The organism is Pseudomonas sp. Z1-12, assembly GCF_051132015.1.
GTDB lineage: Bacteria > Pseudomonadota > Gammaproteobacteria > Pseudomonadales > Pseudomonadaceae > Aquipseudomonas > Aquipseudomonas zanjanensis.
On sequence record NZ_CP071647.1, the window covers coordinates 5169427 to 5187727 of the forward strand.

General features: G+C 60.4%; 14 protein-coding genes, 4 tRNA genes and 1 riboswitch. Of the genes, 3 read left to right on the forward strand and 15 right to left on the reverse strand.

Features of this window, described 5'->3' with window-relative positions; genetic code table 11:
• Position 1: 1 nt before the first annotated feature.
• Both J3P85_RS22365 and J3P85_RS22370 read right to left on the reverse strand, forming a co-directional pair.
• Positions 2-1663 carry a ShlB/FhaC/HecB family hemolysin secretion/activation protein gene (locus J3P85_RS22365; RefSeq protein ID WP_434703547.1) on the reverse strand — a complete coding sequence of 554 codons (1662 nt, stop codon included), beginning with the start codon at positions 1661-1663 and terminating at the stop codon, positions 2-4.
• Positions 1664-2116: 453 nt separating this feature from the next.
• Positions 2117-2193: transfer RNA gene (locus J3P85_RS22370), tRNA-Arg, on the reverse strand.
• 527 nt (positions 2194-2720) lie between these two features.
• On the opposite strand from J3P85_RS22370, the gene J3P85_RS22375 reads away from it, so the two are divergent.
• Positions 2721-3047: an Arc family DNA-binding protein gene (locus J3P85_RS22375; protein ID WP_186707061.1), complete on the forward strand. Its 327-nt coding sequence runs from the start codon at positions 2721-2723 to the stop codon at positions 3045-3047.
• A gap of 453 nt (positions 3048-3500) precedes the next feature.
• Here the strand turns inward: J3P85_RS22375 and mgtE are convergent, their stop codons facing one another.
• Positions 3501-4943 carry a magnesium transporter gene (gene mgtE, locus J3P85_RS22380; protein ID WP_060741018.1) on the reverse strand — a complete coding sequence of 481 codons (1443 nt, stop codon included), beginning with the start codon at positions 4941-4943 and terminating at the stop codon, positions 3501-3503.
• Between the two features lie 321 nt (positions 4944-5264).
• Here mgtE and J3P85_RS22385 point away from each other — a divergent pair, with 321 nt between their 5' ends.
• The gene (locus J3P85_RS22385) at positions 5265-5768 is read left to right on the forward strand and encodes a cell envelope protein SmpA (RefSeq protein ID WP_434703548.1); all 504 of its coding nucleotides are present in this window, start codon (positions 5265-5267) and stop codon (positions 5766-5768) included.
• Positions 5769-5808: 40 nt separating this feature from the next.
• Here the strand turns inward: J3P85_RS22385 and J3P85_RS22390 are convergent.
• The 7 genes from J3P85_RS22390 to ltaE all read right to left on the reverse strand — a co-directional run bounded on the left by J3P85_RS22390 (position 5809) and on the right by ltaE (position 11773).
• Positions 5809-5885, reverse strand: a tRNA-Arg gene (locus tag J3P85_RS22390).
• A gap of 72 nt (positions 5886-5957) precedes the next feature.
• A tRNA-Arg gene (locus J3P85_RS22395) sits at positions 5958-6034 on the reverse strand.
• Positions 6035-6142: 108 nt separating this feature from the next.
• Positions 6143-6233 (reverse strand) — tRNA-Ser (locus tag J3P85_RS22400).
• 62 nt (positions 6234-6295) lie between these two features.
• Complete coding sequence (gene csrA / locus J3P85_RS22405) at positions 6296-6484, reverse strand: carbon storage regulator CsrA (protein WP_003178872.1); 189 nt, start codon at positions 6482-6484, stop codon at positions 6296-6298.
• 184 nt (positions 6485-6668) lie between these two features.
• Positions 6669-7910, reverse strand: coding sequence for an aspartate kinase (locus tag J3P85_RS22410; RefSeq protein ID WP_053124398.1), 1242 nt, complete (start codon positions 7908-7910; stop codon positions 6669-6671).
• A gap of 90 nt (positions 7911-8000) precedes the next feature.
• Complete coding sequence (alaS, locus tag J3P85_RS22415) at positions 8001-10622, reverse strand: alanine--tRNA ligase (protein WP_434703549.1); 2622 nt, start codon at positions 10620-10622, stop codon at positions 8001-8003.
• 146 nt (positions 10623-10768) lie between these two features.
• Positions 10769-11773: a low-specificity L-threonine aldolase gene (ltaE, locus tag J3P85_RS22420; RefSeq protein WP_434703550.1), complete on the reverse strand. Its 1005-nt coding sequence runs from the start codon at positions 11771-11773 to the stop codon at positions 10769-10771.
• Positions 11774-12026: 253 nt separating this feature from the next.
• Positions 12027-12194, forward strand: a riboswitch (FMN riboswitch).
• Positions 12195-12292: 98 nt separating this feature from the next.
• Between ltaE and J3P85_RS22425 the strand changes: the two genes are divergently transcribed.
• A complete protein-coding gene (locus J3P85_RS22425; RefSeq protein ID WP_186707065.1) occupies positions 12293-12802 on the forward strand; it encodes a 6,7-dimethyl-8-ribityllumazine synthase in 510 nt (169 codons plus the stop codon).
• A 123-nt stretch (positions 12803-12925) separates the two neighbouring features.
• Here the strand turns inward: J3P85_RS22425 and astE are convergent, their stop codons facing one another.
• The 5 genes from astE to astA form a co-directional block, all read right to left on the reverse strand.
• On the reverse strand, positions 12926-13933 hold the full coding sequence (gene astE / locus J3P85_RS22430) for a succinylglutamate desuccinylase (RefSeq protein ID WP_411385415.1): 1008 nt from the start codon (positions 13931-13933) through the stop codon (positions 12926-12928).
• 12 nt (positions 13934-13945) lie between these two features.
• A complete protein-coding gene (locus tag J3P85_RS22435; protein ID WP_003178862.1) occupies positions 13946-14233 on the reverse strand; it encodes a hypothetical protein in 288 nt (95 codons plus the stop codon).
• Between the two features lie 69 nt (positions 14234-14302).
• A complete protein-coding gene (gene astB / locus J3P85_RS22440; protein WP_434703551.1) occupies positions 14303-15649 on the reverse strand; it encodes an N-succinylarginine dihydrolase in 1347 nt (448 codons plus the stop codon).
• Between the two features lie 130 nt (positions 15650-15779).
• Entirely contained in the window at positions 15780-17249 is a 1470-nt protein-coding gene (gene astD / locus J3P85_RS22445) for a succinylglutamate-semialdehyde dehydrogenase (protein WP_434703552.1), read from the reverse strand.
• Entirely contained in the window at positions 17246-18271 is a 1026-nt protein-coding gene (gene astA / locus J3P85_RS22450) for an arginine N-succinyltransferase (RefSeq protein ID WP_186707069.1), read from the reverse strand. Before astA ends, astD begins: the two co-directional genes overlap by 4 nt.
• Positions 18272-18301: the final 30 nt, after the last annotated feature.

The window sequence follows — 18301 nt, forward strand, 5'->3', positions numbered from 1 at the left end:
CTCAGAATGACCAGATGACGGTGAACGCGCTGGTCACGTTGGCTGTCTCGAAACCATCGGGCTTCTTCAACGGCGTACCCACCGACCAGTCATAGGACAGGCTCTTGTAACCGCCGCGTATACCCACCACGGCCCCCGCCAGGCGCTGGCCGATCAGGAATTCGCTGGATTGGCCGCTGACTTCGCCATAGTCGATACCGGTGTAGAGTTCCTGGCCGGTCTGCCCCAGGGACAGGCCGATTTCGTTGCGCAACGTCCAGCCACGGTCGGCGGACAGAATGTTTTCGCCATCGAAACCGCGCACGCTGTAGCGCCCGCCGATGGAGAAACGATCCTGAGGCACCAGCGGCGTACGGTTCCATTGCGCGCGCCAGCCGCCGATGTAGCGCAGGCGCTGATCGCCAACCTGGAACGGCACCTGCAATTGGGCATCGGCAGTGATGATCTGCGAGCGTGACGTGCCGGCGTCAAAGTCTTCTTCGGGCGCCCTGAGCGCGTCGTGGGCACCGGTGCCGCGACGATAGGCGACGCCCAGGTCAAGAATCGAAGCGCCAATGAACTCCCGATGATCCAACCCCAACTGCCAACCGGCCATGCGACGTTTCTGGTTGCCGACTTCGGTGTCGTCGATGAAATTCTCAGAGGAGCGCGTCCACAGGCTGCCCCAGGCCGTGGTCTTGCGAACGGCGTCGCGGTACAGCAGGCGTGACAGGCGCACCTCGTTGTTGCGACTCTCGCCCCGGTACTGATAGGTCTGGTTGGCCCCGGCGACCGACTGTTCGTAGTTGTATTCGCTGCTGGTGAACCCCAACTGCCAATAACCGAACGGCAGCGAATAATGCAGCGTGCTGCCATCGGAGCCGCGATGGCCGGACTCGCCACCGCCCAAGTCATGGTTGACGCTGGCGTAGAACAAATCGTTGAGCGACAGCAGGTTGTCCAAGGACAGCGACACGTTGCCCTGGTATTTACCCGTGCTCTTGCTGCCCGAATTGTCCACCGACAGGCTCACCCGAGCGGGGAACCGCTGGCTCCAGGCGATTACCACGTCGCTCTCACCGGGTTTGGCGTCGGCGGCACGGGCTGGCGCGATCTTGATGTCGGCCTCGGCGGTCGGCACGCGCTTGAAGTTCTCCAGCGCCTGCTCGATGTCGCGCAAGTTGAGCAGATCGCCAGGACTGGCCGGCATCGCGTTCCAGGCATTGGCTCGGGAGCTGGTGCCCTCTTCGAAACGAATCTCACGGATGCGCCCCGGCACGAGGGTCAACACCAGGACCCCACTGTTCAGATCCTGGGCTTCGGCGAGTACGCGCGTGGTGACGTAGCCGGCCTCGATGATCGCATTCTGCATGCGCTTCATCGTCAGGTTGATCCCGCCGCCACCGAGGCAACGGCCAATGGCCGGATCATCCTTGGGGTTGGCGGCGCGCAACGCCCACTGGAATTGTTCCGACGCTTCGCCGATCAGGCGAATGTCATTGATGGCGAAGCAGGGACTCTCCTTGGCGGGCAAGCGCTCGACACCTTCATCCACGGGTGTCGCCTGCAAGCGCACGTCTGGCCGGGACTCCAATTGCTCCCTCAGTACCCGTTCGCGTTCTTGCTGGCGCAGCAGTTCTTCTTCAGGCCCAGCCGCCTGTGCAGCGCTCCACGCGCCCGTCATCCAGGCCGCCATCAACAGCAGCGCGAGACGCCTGGCGTTCTGTGCAGATGAACGGGTTGCGTCAACACAACGGCGAGGGCTGCTCGGTTTACGCGTTCGGCAGGGTGCGGCTGGCTGCATGTCACATCCTTGTGGCCTGAATCAAAGACACGGTGGGTCAGGCCTGCGAAATGCGGCACCGACATCGGTGAAAAAGAGGTACGTATCCATCGGCTACGAAGGAAAAGTCCTACAACGTACCGAGACGGTCAGATGGCAGAGGGGGGAGAAAGTTTCGCGTTAACGAAACAGGCTCGGTAAAAAAGAGCAAAAATGGGCAGTCGATCACAGCCTGAGGGAGTGAAGAGTGGCGCAAGGTACGCATGGCGCGCTGAAGGCGAAGATGATCGTTTGGGGATGGGGAATGCAAGCAGGGGAAAGTGCGCGGAAAACACGCTAACCCACTGTTTATAATGGTGTCCCAGGGCAGGTTCGAACTGCCAACCTTCCCCTTAGGAGGGGGATGCTCTATCCAATTGAGCTACTGAGACACGAGTCGACCACGAGGAATGCGGTGCGTGGAACGGCGTGCATGTTAACGACCTGCCCTGCGTTTGTCATGTCGTCCCTTTTTTTAAGTGTAGGCAAATGGTACTGCCTGGAAGGCTCGATAGGCCAGACAGCCATGCCTCGGCCACCATTCATCTGCCCCTGGCTTGCTCATCCTAGTAAATCGGCCATTTGCCACTATCCTGTACAAGACAGGGACGGCAGGCGTTTTTGTCCATTTCCGTTATCCGCCAAACGGTATGGCACAACGACACAATCTGACGGTCACAAAATGCGAACCTGTTGTTTTTTCCAACCAGTCCGCATTTTTTTGATGAAAGGTGCTGGCATAACGCCTTTACCCGGATCAGAATTTGTCACAGAATTGGCGCCAATGATCTGGCAATTTTGAGGCATGATGCGGGCCTCTTAACAATTCAGGTTGAACATTTGGCAATGGGGCTTGTCCTATCGACATCCTGCGGCCAATCCCAAGAACCGCTCCCCTGAACTAACCGGTTAAATAAATATGCGCCCAATGAAACAGGCAATTTATTCCAGCCGTACGGCTGACAAGTTCGTCGTACGTCTGCCAGACGGAATGCGGGAACGCATTGCCGAGGTGGCTCGTAATCATCATCGCAGCATGAACTCTGAAATCATTGCGCGCCTGGAGCAAAGCCTGATTCAGGAAGGTGCACTGGGTGAAGAGTTGAGCATGCGCCTGGACAGCCCAGAGCTGTCTTTGCATGAACGCGAGTTGCTTCAACGCTTCCGACAACTTTCCCACCGCCAGCAGAACGCCCTCGTTTCGCTGATTGCTCATGACGTAGAGATGGCCGCAGAGCCGAGCTGATCACACACAAAACACTCAAGCCAGCCTCGTGCTGGCTTTTTTATGCCTGGCGTTTGGCCCTCCTGCTCCATTTTTCTCGTACCCATAAGAAAGCCCGCCAACCTGTGGGAGCGAGCTTGCTCGCGATAGCGGTGGTTCAGCCACATGGATGTTGGGCTTGCCGGCCCCATCGCGAGCAAGCTCGCTCCCACAGGGGTTCCGTGTTGGATATAAATTTTGTGTTCACTGGAAATTGAATGTGGGAGCGGTCTCCATCAAGAGCCAGGTTGGCTACCAGGCCGCCTCGGAGAACCCTAAGCAGCCGTTACCGCAGCAACGGATATGCACACCACCCGCCTGGAAAAAGGCAATTAGACTTTTCAAAAAAAAAACGGCGCTTTTCATTTCTGAAACAAGCGCCGTTTTTCCCAAGTGAACAGTATTACGCCAACAGGCGACTTTCTCGATAAATAATCAAAGCAGGAAAATCGTCGCCAACCCCAGGAAAATGAAGAACCCGCCACTGTCGGTCACCGCAGTAATCATGACACTGGCACCCATGGCAGGATCACGCCCCATACGGGCCAGGGTCATGGGGATCAAGACCCCCATCAATGCTGCCAGCAGCAGATTGAGCGTCATCGCGGCCGTCATGACCACACCCAGCGACCAGCTACCATAAAGCAGGTAAGCCACCACACCGATCACGCCCCCCCAAATCACGCCGTTGATCAAGGAGACAGCCAGTTCCTTGCGCATCAACCGCGAGGTATTGCCGGTGCTGACCTGGTCCAGCGCCATGGCACGGACAATCATGGTGATGGTCTGGTTACCGGAGTTGCCACCGATACCCGCGACGATGGGCATCAGCGCCGCAAGCGCCACCAGCTTCTCGATGGAGCCTTCGAACAGGCCGATGACCCGGGAAGCGACAAACGCCGTGATCAGGTTGATCGCCAGCCAGGCCCAGCGGTTACGCAGGGACTTCCAGACCGAGGCGAAGATGTCTTCTTCTTCGCGCAGACCGGCCATGTTGAGGACTTCGCTTTCGCTTTCCTCACGAATCAAGTCGACCATTTCATCGATGGTCAGACGGCCGATCAGCTTGCCGTTCTTGTCGACCACCGGTGCGGAAATCAAGTCATAACGTTCGAATGCCTGGGCCGCATCGTAGGCGTCTTCGTCCGGGTGAAAGCTCACCGGGTCGCTGGCCATGACCTCGGCGACCTGCTTTTCCGGGTCGTTGACGAGCAGGCGCTTGATGGGCAGCACGCCCTTGAGCACGCCGTCGTAGTCGACCACGAATAGCTTGTCGGTATGGCCGGGCAGCTCCTTGAGACGGCGCAGGTAACGCAAGACCACTTCAAGGCTGACGTCCTCGCGGATCGTCACCATCTCGAAGTCCATCAACGCACCGACCTGCTCCTCGTCGTAGGACAGCGCCGAGCGCACACGCTCACGCTGCTGGCCGTCGAGGGCTTCCATCAGTTCGTGGACAACGTCCCGTGGCAGTTCGGGCGCCAGGTCGGCGAGTTCGTCGGCATCCATCTCCTTGGCCGCCGCCAGCAACTCGTGATCGTCCATGTCGGCGATCAGGGTTTCCCGAACCGAGTCCGACACTTCGAGCAGGATGTCACCGTCGCGGTCAGCCTTGACCAACTGCCAGACCGTCAGGCGCTCTTCCAGTGGCAGGGCTTCAAGAATGTAGGCGACGTCGGCGGAGTGCAGGTCATCGAGCTTGCGTTGCAGCTCGACGAGGTTTTGCCGGTGGACCAGGTTCTCGACCCGGTCATGATTCGGGCCTTCCTGGCGATGCGTCAGGTCTTCGACGACCCGCTGGCGCTGCAGCAGCTCAACGACTTGAGCGAGGCGATCCTGAAGGCTTTCCTGCGTTTTTTTTACTTCTACTTGGGTCATAGGCGAACTCCACTCCCAGCAGTGGAGCACGCCGGAAGGATCAATCAGTTAATTCATGATTGGCAAAACTAGATATTGAGTAACTACTGGGTAAGTCCATGGAGATATTCCAAAGCCCCGGCGGGGCTGACGGGCGCAATCATACACCGCTTGACGCTTTAAAACGCTAAAAAATCATGGCAAGAACAAGCGCTTGCGAGACAAACCTGAACACAGGCTGAACCATCCCCTTACGACGACTTATCCAGAAAAGAAAACACACGCGCCGGCAGGAATGCAGCGACTACCCTTTTCTCCTGCACCGTCAAGGAGGACCACCGGATGCCTGTCAGCCACTACCTGTTCCTGCTCGCCGCCTTGCCCTGCCTGCCGTTGTGGGCAGCCGGGCAGGCTGTGCACCGCTGCGAAAGTCTTGCGGGGCAAGTGACGTTCACCACCTTGAGCTGCGGCCCGGGAGAAGCCCTGTCGCTGCAGCAGATCCACCCGTACAGCCCTGGCACGAGTGAGCCGACGACCGAAGCGATGCTGCCCGAAGCGGAGCGCCGACAAACATCCGGCAACACAACCACCCGCAAGGAACCGACCGTGGTTGGCCAGTTCCAGGACCGCTGCGGGAACCTCATCGATGCCAGGCAACGGCGCGATGCCATCCTGGAACGACGCATCGTCGTCGGCATGAGCCAACAAGACGTAGAAAGCGCCTTGGGCAAGCCAGACTCGATCAAAGTCAGGAATTCGAGCACACGCTATACCTACAAGGCGAAGAAAGGTCGCAGCGCCGAGGTTGTGTTCGATGAGAAGGGGTGCGTGAAAGGCAAATCGTAGACAGCAAAAAGCCCGCGTTAAACGCGGGCTTTTTGGTGTTTGGTGCACTCGACAGGATTCGAACCTGTGACCGCTCGGTTCGTAGCCGAGTACTCTATCCAGCTGAGCTACGAGTGCAAGTTGTGGTTTTATACCAGATCACAACTGGTTGAAGCCAAGTTATTTGCATTGCTGCAAACGACTCTTAAATGGTGCACTCGACAGGATTCGAACCTGTGACCGCTCGGTTCGTAGCCGAGTACTCTATCCAGCTGAGCTACGAGTGCATTTGTTGCCGCGCATTATAGGTCGTCAATTCCTTTTGTAAAGCGCTTTTTTTCAGTAATTTCAACCACTTACCGATAAAGCCAGGTTCTGACGCACTAAACGAATAATGGCGGAGAACGGGGGATTCGAACCCCCGACACCCTTTTGAGGTGTACTCCCTTAGCAGGGGAGCGCCTTCGGCCACTCGGCCAGCTCTCCGCAACACGGGGCGTATATTAACCACCTTCATCCCCGTTTGCAAACATAAAAATCGATAAAAATTAATGGCTTGGTTCGTCGTCCTTCTCTTTCTTGATACGCAGGTAGATTTCCTCCCGGTGTACAGCGACCTCTTTCGGGGCATTGACGCCGATACGCACTTGGTTTCCTTTGACGCCGAGCACGGTCACGGTGATTTCGCCATCGCCAATAATCAGGCTTTCTGCACACCGACGGGTCAGAATCAGCATACCTTTCTCCTCACGCAATTCACTTAAGGGACAACAGTCTGCAAAAAAAAGGCATTGGACCTACAACCGAAACGGTCGAAGCCTACAGGCCTAGTATTGACCAGCGCGGGCAAAAGAACAGTTTTGAGACGCGCCATTCAGAAAAACAAAGGGCGCGGTCCAGCCGCGCCCTCAAGACAACGCTTTACTCGCCCTGTTGGACAGCAGCGTCGAGTTCGAAAGCCGTGTGCAGGGCGCGCACGGCCAGTTCCAGGTACTTCTCTTCGATGACCACGGAAACCTTGATTTCCGAGGTAGAGATCATCTGGATGTTGATGCTTTCCTTGGCCAGGGATTCGAACATGCGGCTGGCCACGCCCGCGTGGGAACGCATGCCAACACCGACGATCGAGACCTTGGCGATCTTGGTATCGCCCACCACTTCCCGGGCACCGATCTCGCCAGCGGTCTTTTTCAGGATCGCTTCGGCAGACTGGTAGTCGTTGCGGTGCACGGTGAAGGTGAAGTCGGTGGTGTTATCGTGCGAAACGTTCTGCACGATCATGTCGACTTCGATGTTCGCGGCGCTGATCGGGCCGAGAATCTTGAACGCCACGCCGGGGGTGTCTGGCACGCCACGGATGGTCAGCTTGGCTTCATCGCGGTTGAAAGCGATGCCGGAAATGATCGGCTGTTCCATGGATTCCTCTTCATCGATAGTAATGAGGGTGCCCGGACCCTCTTTGAAGCTGTGCAGAACGCGCAGCGGAACGTTGTACTTGCCGGCGAATTCAACCGCCCGGATCTGCAACACCTTCGAGCCGAGACTGGCCATTTCCAGCATTTCTTCGAACGTGATCTTGTCCAGACGCTGGGCCACAGGCACGACCCGCGGGTCGGTGGTGTAGACACCGTCCACATCGGTGTAGATCTGGCATTCGTCAGCCTTGAGAGCCGCTGCCAGCGCCACGCCCGTGGTGTCGGAACCGCCACGGCCGAGGGTGGTGATGTTGCCCTGCTCGTCCACGCCCTGGAAACCAGCGACGACCACGACACGGCCAGCCTTCAGGTCACCGCGAATCTTCTGGTCGTCGATCTGCAGGATACGCGCTTTGTTGTGCGCGCTGTCCGTCAGGATGCGCACCTGGTTGCCGGTGTAGGACACCGCCGGCACACCACGCTTGATCAGCGCCATGGCCAGCAAGGCGATGGTCACCTGCTCGCCAGTGGAAACGATCACGTCCAGCTCGCGGGGAACCGGTTGCTGGTCGCCGCTGATTTGCTTGGCCAGATCGATCAGACGGTTGGTCTCGCCGCTCATGGCCGACAGCACAACCACCAGGTCATCGCCCGCTTCACGGAATTTCTTAACCTTGTCGGCGACTTGTTCGATTCTCTCGACAGTGCCGACCGAGGTGCCTCCAAATTTCTGTACGATCAAAGCCATTTCAAAGCCGCCTCTGCCCATGAAGGGCGCCCAATAATTCAATCAGCAGCGCGCGGGCTCGTCACTAGACCACGAGCCCGCGACGCTGCCTTAAATACCCTGCTCTACAAATGCAACGGTCTGGGCCAGTGCCGCGTCCAGTGCGCCGACGTCGGTACCACCGCCTTGCGCCATGTCCGGACGACCACCGCCCTTGCCACCCACTGCCGCGGCGGCCTGCTTCATCAAATCACCGGCTTTGAGTTGGCCAGTCAGGTCTTTGGTCACGCCTGCGACGAGAACGACCTTTTCCTCATGGACACTGCCGAGCAGGATCACTGCGCGGCCGAGTTTGTTTTTCAGTTGATCGACCAGCGCCAACAGCGCCTTGCCATCCTGGCCATCCAGACGCACGGCCAGCACCTTCACGCCCTTGACGTCCACGGCCTGGGCCGACAGATCGTCGCCCGCGGCGCTGGCGGCCTTGGCCTGCAACTGCTCGAGTTGCTTTTCCAGCAGACGGTTGCGTTCCAGCACAGCCGACAGCTTGTCGATCAGGTTGTCGCGGCTGCCCTTGATCAGAGTGGCCGCTTCCTTGAGTTGTTCTTCGGCCGCGTTGAGGTACGCCAGGGCCGCAGCGCCGGTAACCGCTTCGATCCGGCGCACGCCGGAGGCGACGCCGCCTTCGCTGATGATTTTCATCAGGCCGATGTCGCCGGTCCGGTTGGCGTGGATGCCACCGCACAGCTCAACGGAGAAGTCGCCCATGCTCAGCACGCGCACGTTGTCGCCGTATTTCTCGCCGAACAACGCCATCGCACCCTTGCGCTTGGCGGTCTCGATGTCGGTTTCTTCGGTTTCCACCGGGGAATTCTTGCGAATCTCGGCGTTGACGATCTCTTCCAGCGCCTTGAGTTGCTCAGGCTTGATGGCTTCGAAATGGCTGAAGTCAAAGCGCAGGCGCTGGCTGTCCACCAACGAACCCTTCTGCTGGACATGCTCGCCCAGCACCTGGCGCAACGCTGCGTGCAGCAAGTGCGTGGCGGAGTGGTTCAGCGATGTCGCGTGACGAACCTCGGCATCGACATGGGCCGCCACGGGAGCGGCGATCATCAAGCTGCCCGACGCCAGCACGCCATGGTGCAGGAAAGCACCACCGGTCTTGGTGGTGTCACGCACGTCGAAACGCGAGCTGCCCGCTTGCAGGTAACCGCTGTCGCCGATCTGGCCGCCGGATTCGGCGTAGAACGGCGTCTTGTCCAACACGATCACGCCTTCCTGGCCTTCGCTCAGGATGTCGACCGACTGCCCGTCCTTATAGATGGCAACGATCTTGGCCGAACCGGTGGTGCCGGCATAGCCGGTGAATTCGGTGGCCACGTCAACCTTGACCAGGCTGTTGTAGTCCATCCCGAAGGAGCTGGCGGAACGCGCGCGCACCCGCTGGGCTTCCATCTCGCGCTCGAAACCTTCCTCGTCGAGGGTCAGGCTGCGTTCGCGGGCGATGTCGCCGGTCAGGTCCATCGGGAAACCGTAGGTGTCGTACAGCTTGAACACCACGTCGCCCGGGACCACGTTGCCCTTGAGTTCGGCCAGGTCCTGCTCGAGGATCTTCAGGCCTTGCTCCAGGGTCTTGGCGAATTGCTCTTCTTCCGCCTTGAGCACGCGCTCGATGTGCGCCTGCTGGGACTTGAGTTCCGGGAAGGCTTCGCCCATCTCGGCCACCAACGCTCCGACGATCTGATAGAAGAAGCTGCCCTTGGCGCCCAGCTTGTTGCCGTGACGGCAGGCGCGACGGATGATCCGGCGCAGCACATAACCGCGACCTTCGTTGGAAGGCAGTACACCGTCGGCAATCAGGAAGCCGCAGGAACGGATGTGGTCGGCGACGACTTTCAGCGAAGCCTGATTGTCGTTGGTGCAACCGATGGCCTTGGCCGACGCGCTCAGCAGGCTCTGGAACAGGTCGATTTCGTAGTTGGAATGAACGTGCTGCAGCACCGCACTGATCCGCTCCAGGCCCATGCCGGTGTCCACCGACGGCGCTGGCAGCGGATGCAACACGCCATCGGCGGTGCGGTTGAACTGCATGAACACGTTGTTCCAGATCTCGATGTAGCGGTCGCCGTCTTCTTCCGGCGAGCCGGGTGGGCCGCCCCAGATGTCGGCGCCGTGATCGTAGAAAATCTCGGTGCAAGGACCGCATGGGCCGGTGTCGCCCATGGTCCAGAAGTTATCGGAGGCGTAAGGCGCGCCTTTGTTGTCGCCGATGCGCACCATGCGCTCTGCCGGGACACCGACCTCTTTGGTCCAGATGTCATAGGCTTCGTCGTCAGTGGCGTAGACCGTTACCCAGAGCTTCTCCTTGGGCAAGTTCAGCCACTTGTCGGAGGTCAGGAAGGTCCAGGCGAAGGTGATGGCGTCGCGCTTGAAATAATCACCAAAGCTGAAGTTACCCAGCATTTCGAAGAACGTGTGGTGACGTGCGGTATAGCCGACGTTTTCCAGGTCGTTGTGCTTGCCGCCGGCACGCACGCACTTCTGGCTGCTCACTGCACGGGTGTAGGCACGTTTTTCCTGGCCCAGGAAGCAGTCCTTGAACTGGTTCATCCCCGCGTTGGTGAACAGCAGGGTCGGGTCGTTGCCCGGAATCAAAGAGCTGGAGGCTACTCGAGTGTGGCCTTGCTCTTCGAAGAAGCGAAGGAAGGCTTCACGGATTTCTGCGCTTTTCATTAGGTTCTTCCACGGAGGCTGCGGCCAAAGGCCTGTGCAAAACGTCAACAGACGAAGCAACGGCAAAGGGCCGCATTATATCGGCCCCGCGCGTGGGGTACAGCGTGTTTATGCAATAGAAACTGTCAATTGCCCCGGTTGACGGGTCATTGGCGGGAAAATTCGACGAAAGTGGCGACCACCTGGTCGATTTGCGCCGTGCTCACGTCCATGTGCGTCACCATTCGCAAGCGTGGCGCCGCGCTGAGCTTGACGCCCCGCTCATCGGCAAACGCCTTGATCGCCTCGGCCCGCTCGCCCATCTGCACGTAGACCATGTTGGTCTGCACCGGCTCGACCTCGTAGCCCGCCGCGCGCAAGCCCTCGGCAAGCCGCTGGGCATTGGCGTGATCATCGGCCAGGCGCTGGACGTTATGGTCCAGGGCATACAGCCCCGCCGCCGCGAGAATCCCGGCCTGGCGCATGCCGCCACCGACCATCTTGCGCAGCCGGCGCGCCTTGCCGATCAGCTCGACGCTGCCGCACAGGACCGAGCCCACCGGCGCGCCAAGGCCCTTGGACAGGCACACCGACACCGAATCGAAATGTTGCGTGATCTGCCGGGCATCGACATTCAGCTTGACCGCGGCGTTGTACAGCCGCGCCCCGTCCAGGTGCAGGGCAATGCCATGTTCCTGGGTGAAACGCCGGGCCCGAGCCAGGTATTCCAGCGGCAGCACCTTGCCCTGCATGGTGTTTTCCAAGGCCAGCAGGCGGGTGCGGGCAAAGTGGAAGTCATCGGGCTTGATCGCCGCGGCGACGTGCGCCAGGTCCAGGGAACCGTCCGCCTGCACCTCCAGGGGCTGGGGCTGGATCGAACCGAGCACCGCCGCACCGCCACCTTCGTATTTGTAGGTGTGGGCCTGCTGGCCGACGATGTATTCATCGCCGCGCTCGCAGTGGGCCATCAACCCCAACAGGTTGCTCATGGTGCCCGTGGGCACGAACAGCGCCGCGGCGAAACCCAGGCGTTCGGCCAGTTCGGCTTCGAGACGATTGACGGTCGGGTCTTCGCCATACACATCATCGCCGGTCGGCGCACTGGCCATGGCATCGAGCATGCCGGCGGTAGGTTGGGTGACCGTGTCGCTGCGAAGATCGATAACACTCATGAATCTGGCCTCGGGTGCTGTTTGGGGAATTCCCTTTCGAAGGACAATTACTGCGGGCATGGCGCGGAATAATCAAGCCCAGGACCACACCAACCCAACAGATTAACCAAATCCCCTGTGGGAGCGAGCTTGCTCGCGATGGCGGCAGTACACCTTGCATCGATGCAAGCTGAACCACCGCTATCGCGAGCAAGCTCGCTCCCACAGGGGGTTATGTGTTAAAAATTCTCCGCCGTCACATGCCGTGGCGGCAAAACGTTCTCAGGGCGGGGTGCAACTCCCCACCGGCGGTAATTGCACGCAACGTGCATAGCCCGCGAGCGCTTGGCGGTACATCACTGTTGGGGTGTAGCGACAAGGTCAGCAGACCCGGTGTGATTCCGGGGCCGACGGTCATAGTCCGGATGAAGAGAGAACGGGATCGACACCCAAGGGCCGACTGCGACTCCGTGCGCGGCGTACCCTCGAATCCCCTTCGATTCATGACGCCCTGTTTTTCACACAAACAGGAACCAGAACATGCAACCCACTGCAATCGACAGCAAAAGCAAAAGTCATCCGGGCGAGCGCGTTGCGTTCATCCAGGCCTGCTGGCACAAGGAAATCGTCGACCAGAGCCGGAAAGGCTTCGTCGCCGAAATGATCCTCCAGGGTTACCAGGAAAGTGATATCGACTTCTTCGAAGTCGGCGGCGCCTTCGAAATTCCGCTGCACGCCAAGCTGCTGGCCAAGTCAGGCCGCTACGCCGGCATCGTCGCCGCCGGCCTGGTGGTGGACGGTGGTATCTACCGCCACGAGTTCGTCGCCCAATCGGTCATCAGTGGCCTGATGCAGGTGCAACTGGAAACCGAAGTGCCGGTGTTCTCGGTCGTGCTCACGCCGCATCATTTCCATGCCGGGGACGAACACCAGAAGTTCTTCTTCGAGCATTTCGTGCACAAGGGCCAGGAAGCGGCGAAGACCTGCGCCGATACATTGCACAAGACCCGGGCGTTGCGTCGCAGTGAACAGCGAGCGGTAGCGGTGTAAAAGCGGCTAAAAAACCTGTGGGAGCGAGCTTGCTCGCGATAGCGGAGTGTCAGTCACCTTCAACATAGACTGAAACGCCGCTATCGCGAGCAAGCTCGCTCCCACAATAGTTCGGTGTGGGTTTTAGACCAGGCTTTCATCAGTCGCCGGCACGATCAGAATACCAGCCCGCAAGCCATTCTTGACCTTGGGGTTCGGGAAGATGATCCGCGCGCCCTCCTCTTCGATCACCCAGCGGGTCTGGGCGATGTCTTCGGCCAGCACATAACCTTTTTCAAGCTCGGAGAAGTTCTCGACATCCGCCGGCAGGTTAAGGCGGAAGCTGTCGCTGTGCTTGATGATTTCCCGGGCCACGCTGAACAGCTGGAGACCATCGAGCCCCTCGTCCAACTCCGGCTCGTTGCCTTCGATGATCTGGTGCAGGCCAGTTTCCAGCAGGCTGACGTTGACCCCGTCGTTCTGACCGAACGGCCGAGCCTTGCCCAGTTCCAAGGTGAAGGATTCGGCGCCGAGCTGATCGTAGGTGTAGGCACTGAACACGATGGACGGCTTGTTCTGCAGCAGCACCGCTTCCATGCCCGCGGCACGCAGGCGCGCCAGTTCCCGGCGTGAATGCTGGCGACCTTCTTTCCATGGATAGAGGGCGAACTGCTCGATCTTCGAGCCACGAATGGCAGTGTGCAGGTCGTAGTGCAAGCGACTGCGCTCCGGCCGGCTGAAGAAACTGGCGGCCAGCCGCTCCAGCTCGCAGGCCCGCAACGCCTCAGGACCACCGCTCAGCTCATGGCGCCCATTGAACAGCCGGTTGACGTCCTGTTCGACGAAACGCTCACCGCGCCGGATGGCCTCGGGGTTGCCGAACAGGAACAGAATGCGTGCCCGGGGCTTCAGGTCACCACGGGCAATATCATGCAGCAGGCGGTCGAGCAATTCGATCGGCGCGGTTTCGTTGCCGTGGATGCCGGCCGACAGCAGCAGGTCCAGGCCGTTGTCCCAGGCCTCGGGCGGCTTGACCTCCAGCGCGCCCTCGCTCAACCAGCGCATCCGTACGCCTTCGACAGTCAGTTGAGTCTTCTCCGCCGGTTCACGGCCGGCGAGGGTCAGTTCAAGCAGTTTGCCGAGGGCGAGCATAGCGCGGTTTCCTTAGTGGTCGTGGCCGCAATCCGGGCCATGGACATGGTCATCGTCGCCGACGTCCGCCGGTTCCATTTCCAGTTGCAGGCTGACCAGGTTGGTCGCCAATGGACGCAACAACAGGTTGGCGTATTCCTCGTCCCCTTCCTCGACGTCAACGCCGATCAGCAGCTGACCGCGGCCATCCTGCTGGATCCACAACTCCTTGCCTTGCCACATCACCGCGACGCGGGTGCAGGAGGTTTCCAGTTGGGTGCCGTCGGTGTCTTCAAGGATCAGCTGCAGGGTATCGCTCATGTCTTTACGTTCTCGTCTGGGGATAAGGCAACGCGCCCTGCTTTGACTGTAGTCAGGTCGCGCGCGCTTTCAATTGATCTGGAAAGGATAAACCGCGCCAAGTTTAAGGATTTGTGTCAGTTCATCCAGTGCCCCGCGGCATTCGAGCAGCAACTGCGGGTCTGCCAGGTCATTCTCGGTCATGCGGTCGCGGTAGTGACGCTCGACCCATTGGGTCAGCGAATCGTACAGCGGCGCGGTCATGATAACCCCTGGGTTGACGGCCGCCAGTTCGGTTTCGTTCAGCGCTACGCGCAACCTCAGGCAAGCGGGGCCGCCGCCGTTCTGCATGCTTTGCTTGAGGTCGAAGACCTTCACTTCGCGGATAACGCCGCCAGCGCCCGTCAGGCCTTGCAAGTATTGCCAGACGCGTTCGTTGCCGCGGCATTCTTCCGGCACGATCAATAGCATCGAGCCGTCGGGACGCGACAGCAACTGGCTATTGAACAGGTAGGAGCGAACCGCATCATCGACGGTGACCGCCGAACGCGGTACGCACACCGATTGAAATTTCCCACCGACCTTGGCGAGTTTGCTGCTCAATTCGGCCAGCATGTTGTCGGTCTCGAGAAACGCGTCCTCGTGATAGAACAGCACTTCGCCATTACCCACGGCGATCACGTCGTTGTGGAACACGCCTTGGTCGATCACCGACGGATTCTGTTGCGCGTAGACCACGCCCTCCTCCCGCAGACCGTGCAGGCGCGCAACCGCCTGGGAGGCTTCGAGGGTCTGGCGTGCCGGGTACTTCTGCGGTGCGGGGTAACGGGTGTCGAAGGCACTGCGACCGAAGACGAAGAATTCGACACCGGCCTCGCCGTAGGCGCGGCAGAAACGGGTGTGGTTGGCTGCGCCTTCATCACCGAACTGCGCCACCGCCGGCAACGCGGCGTGATGGGCGAAGTGTTGCGGGTTGGCGAACATTGCCCCCAGCACACGGCTGGTGGTCGGATGCTCGATGCTGCGGTGGTATTTGCAGTTCAGGTTGGCGGCGGTGAAGTGCACGCGGCCATCGGCAGTGTCGGCGCTCGGGCTGACCGTGGCGGCGTTGGCCACCCACATGCTGGAGGCCGAGCAACTGGCGACCAACAGTGGCATCGCTTCTTTCGCGGCCTGCTGGATGACCTGGGCATCGCTGCCGGCAAAGCCCAGCCGACGCAAAGCCGCCACGTCCGGGCGCTCCTGCGGTGCCAGCACGCCTTGCTGGAAACCCATGTCCATCAGCGCTTTCATTTTCGCCAGGCCTTGCAACGCCGCTTCCTTGGGGTTGGAGGACTGCTGGCTGTTGCTCTGGGACGCGACGTTGCCGTACGAGAGCCCGCCGTAGTTATGGGTCGGCCCCACTAGACCGTCAAAGTTGACTTCATAGGATTTCATCAGCGAGGCTCCACGAGAATCTGTTTTTATAGGCATCAATAACAATTGCGGCGCGCCTATCGCGAGCAAGCTCGCTCCCACAGGTTTTTGCGCAATCCTTTGTGGGAGCGAGCTTGCTCGCGATTGGGGTTCACACCATTCTCACGCCAGGAGTGAGGGCAGCCGGCATCACCAGGCTCGGTGTCTCCAGGGAAGCCACCGGATAAGCGCAATAATCCGCCGCGTAATAAGCGCTGGCGCGATGGTTGCCCGAGGCACCGACACCGCCGAACGGCGCGCTGCTGGCGGCGCCGGTCAGCTGTTTGTTCCAGTTGACGATACCGGCGCGGCTTTGCAGCCAAAACTCCTCATAACGCGCCAGGGAATCGGACAGCAAGCCGGCGGCCAGGCCATATTGCGTGTTGTTGGCTTCGGTAATCGCTGCGGGGAAATCCTTGTAGCGGATCACTTGCAGCAACGGCCCGAACAACTCCTCGTCGGGACGTTCGGCCACGGCCGTCACGTCCAGGATACCCGGCGTCAGCAATGCAGCCTGGGCCTGCGGCTGAGTCATGGCCAACAGCGGCACGGCGCCTTTGCCCAGCAAATGGTTTTGCGCATCCATCAGCGCCTTGGCCGCGCCCAAGGAAATGACCGAGCCCATGAACGGTGCCGGTTGCTGGTCGAAGGCACCCACTTCAAGGGTCGAACTGACCGCCACCAGGCGCGCCAGCAAGGCATCGCCCCAGGCACCTTCCGGTACCAGCAGGCGGCGCGCACACGTGCAGCGCTGCCCGGCGGAAATGAAGGCGGATTGAATAATGGTGTAGACCGCCGCATCGACGTCCGCCACCTCATCCACCACCAGTGGGTTGTTACCGCCCATCTCCAGCGCGAGGATCTTGTCCGGGCGCCCGGAAAACTGTTGGTGCAGCAAGTTCCCGGTGCGGCTGGAGCCGGTGAAGAACAGCCCGTCGATGCCCGGATTCGCCGCCAGGGCGATACCGGTTTCCCGCGCGCCTTGCAGCAGGTTCAGCACGCCCGCCGGCAAACCCGCCTCGACCCAGCACTTGACCGTCAGCTCGGCGACTTTCGGCGTCAGCTCGCTCGGCTTGAACAACACGCAGTTGCCGGCCAGCAGCGCTGGCACGATGTGGCCATTGGGCAAATGGCCAGGGAAGTTGTAAGGGCCGAACACCGCCACCACACCGTGGGGTTTGTGGCGCAGCACGGCGGTGGCGTCGCCCAGGGGGCCGCTCTTCTCGCCGGTCCGCTCGCGGTAGCTCTGCACCGAAATGGCGACTTTGTTGACCATGCTGGTCACCTCGGTCGCTGCTTCCCACAACGGCTTGCCGGTTTCTTCACCGATGCACCGGGCCAGTTCGTCAGCATGGCTTTTCAGGGACGCGGCAAAGGCCTCCAGCACCTGGATGCGTTCATCCAGCGAGCGGCGGGCCCAGTCCGGGAACGCTTGGCGCGCGGCCTGCACCGCCGATTCCACCTGCGCCGCGGTGGCGCCGTTGCCCGACCACAACACCTGCTGGGTCACTGGGTTCAACGACTCGAAGAGGTCGCCCTGGCCTTCCAGCCAGCTACCTGCGATGTACAACGACTTCATCATTTCGACTCCCGGGCAGCAGACAACGCCACGGCGCGCACCTGATCGCCGGCGTTGAGTTGAAGACGTTTGGCGGTCAGCGGATCGACCACCAGTGTGCCTGCAGCAAAGCGCGCCGGTGCCGCGGTGATGCGACAGTCTTCGCGCTTGCGGTTATGGATGAGGAACGGCGTGGCGTCATCCCCCGGCGTACCGATGGCCAACACCAGCGCCTGGCTGTCGCGAATCGCGCGGATCTTGCCGGTTTCGCATTCCACCGCCGGGCCGGCGTCGAAGATGTCGACGTAACCCTGGTAGCTGAACCCTTCGCTCTTGAGCATCGATAGCGCCGGTTCGGTATCTGGATGAACCTGGCCAATCACGGCCCGGGCATCTTCGGACAAGAAGCAGGTGTACAGCGGGAACTTGGGCATCAGCTCGGCGATGAACGCCTTGTTACCAACGCCGGTCAGGTAATCGGCCTGGCTGAATTCCATCTTGAAGAAATGCCGGCCCAGGCTTTCCCAGAACGGCGAACGCCCGTTGTCGTCGGACATGCCGCGCATCTCGGCGATGATCTTGTTGCCGAACAACTGCGGGAACTCGGCGATGAACAACAGCCGCGCCTTGGCCAGCATCCGGCCGTTGAGGCCGTTGCGGAAGTCGGCGTGGAGGAACAGCGAGCACAGCTCGGAATTGCCGGTCAGGTCGTTGGCCAGGAACAACGTCGGGATTTCCCGATAGATGTTCAACTCCTGGGACGCACTGACTGTCAGGCCGACCCGGAAGTTGTACCAGGGCTCACGCAATCCCACGGCGCCGGCGATGGCGGAAATGCCCACCACGCGACCGTCATCGTCTTCGAGCACGAACAGGTAGTCCGCGTCACCACGCCCGGCTTCGCCGCGAAAGGTCTTCTCGGCCCAGCCGACCCGATGGGCCAGGCGCTCTTCGTTGGCCGGCAAGGTAGTCAGGCCGGTGCCCGTGCTACGGGCCAGGGCGATCAGAGCGGGTAAGTCGCTGCTGCGTACGGGACGAACGATCATGCTATCTCCTCAGACGGGCCGCTCTCGCCA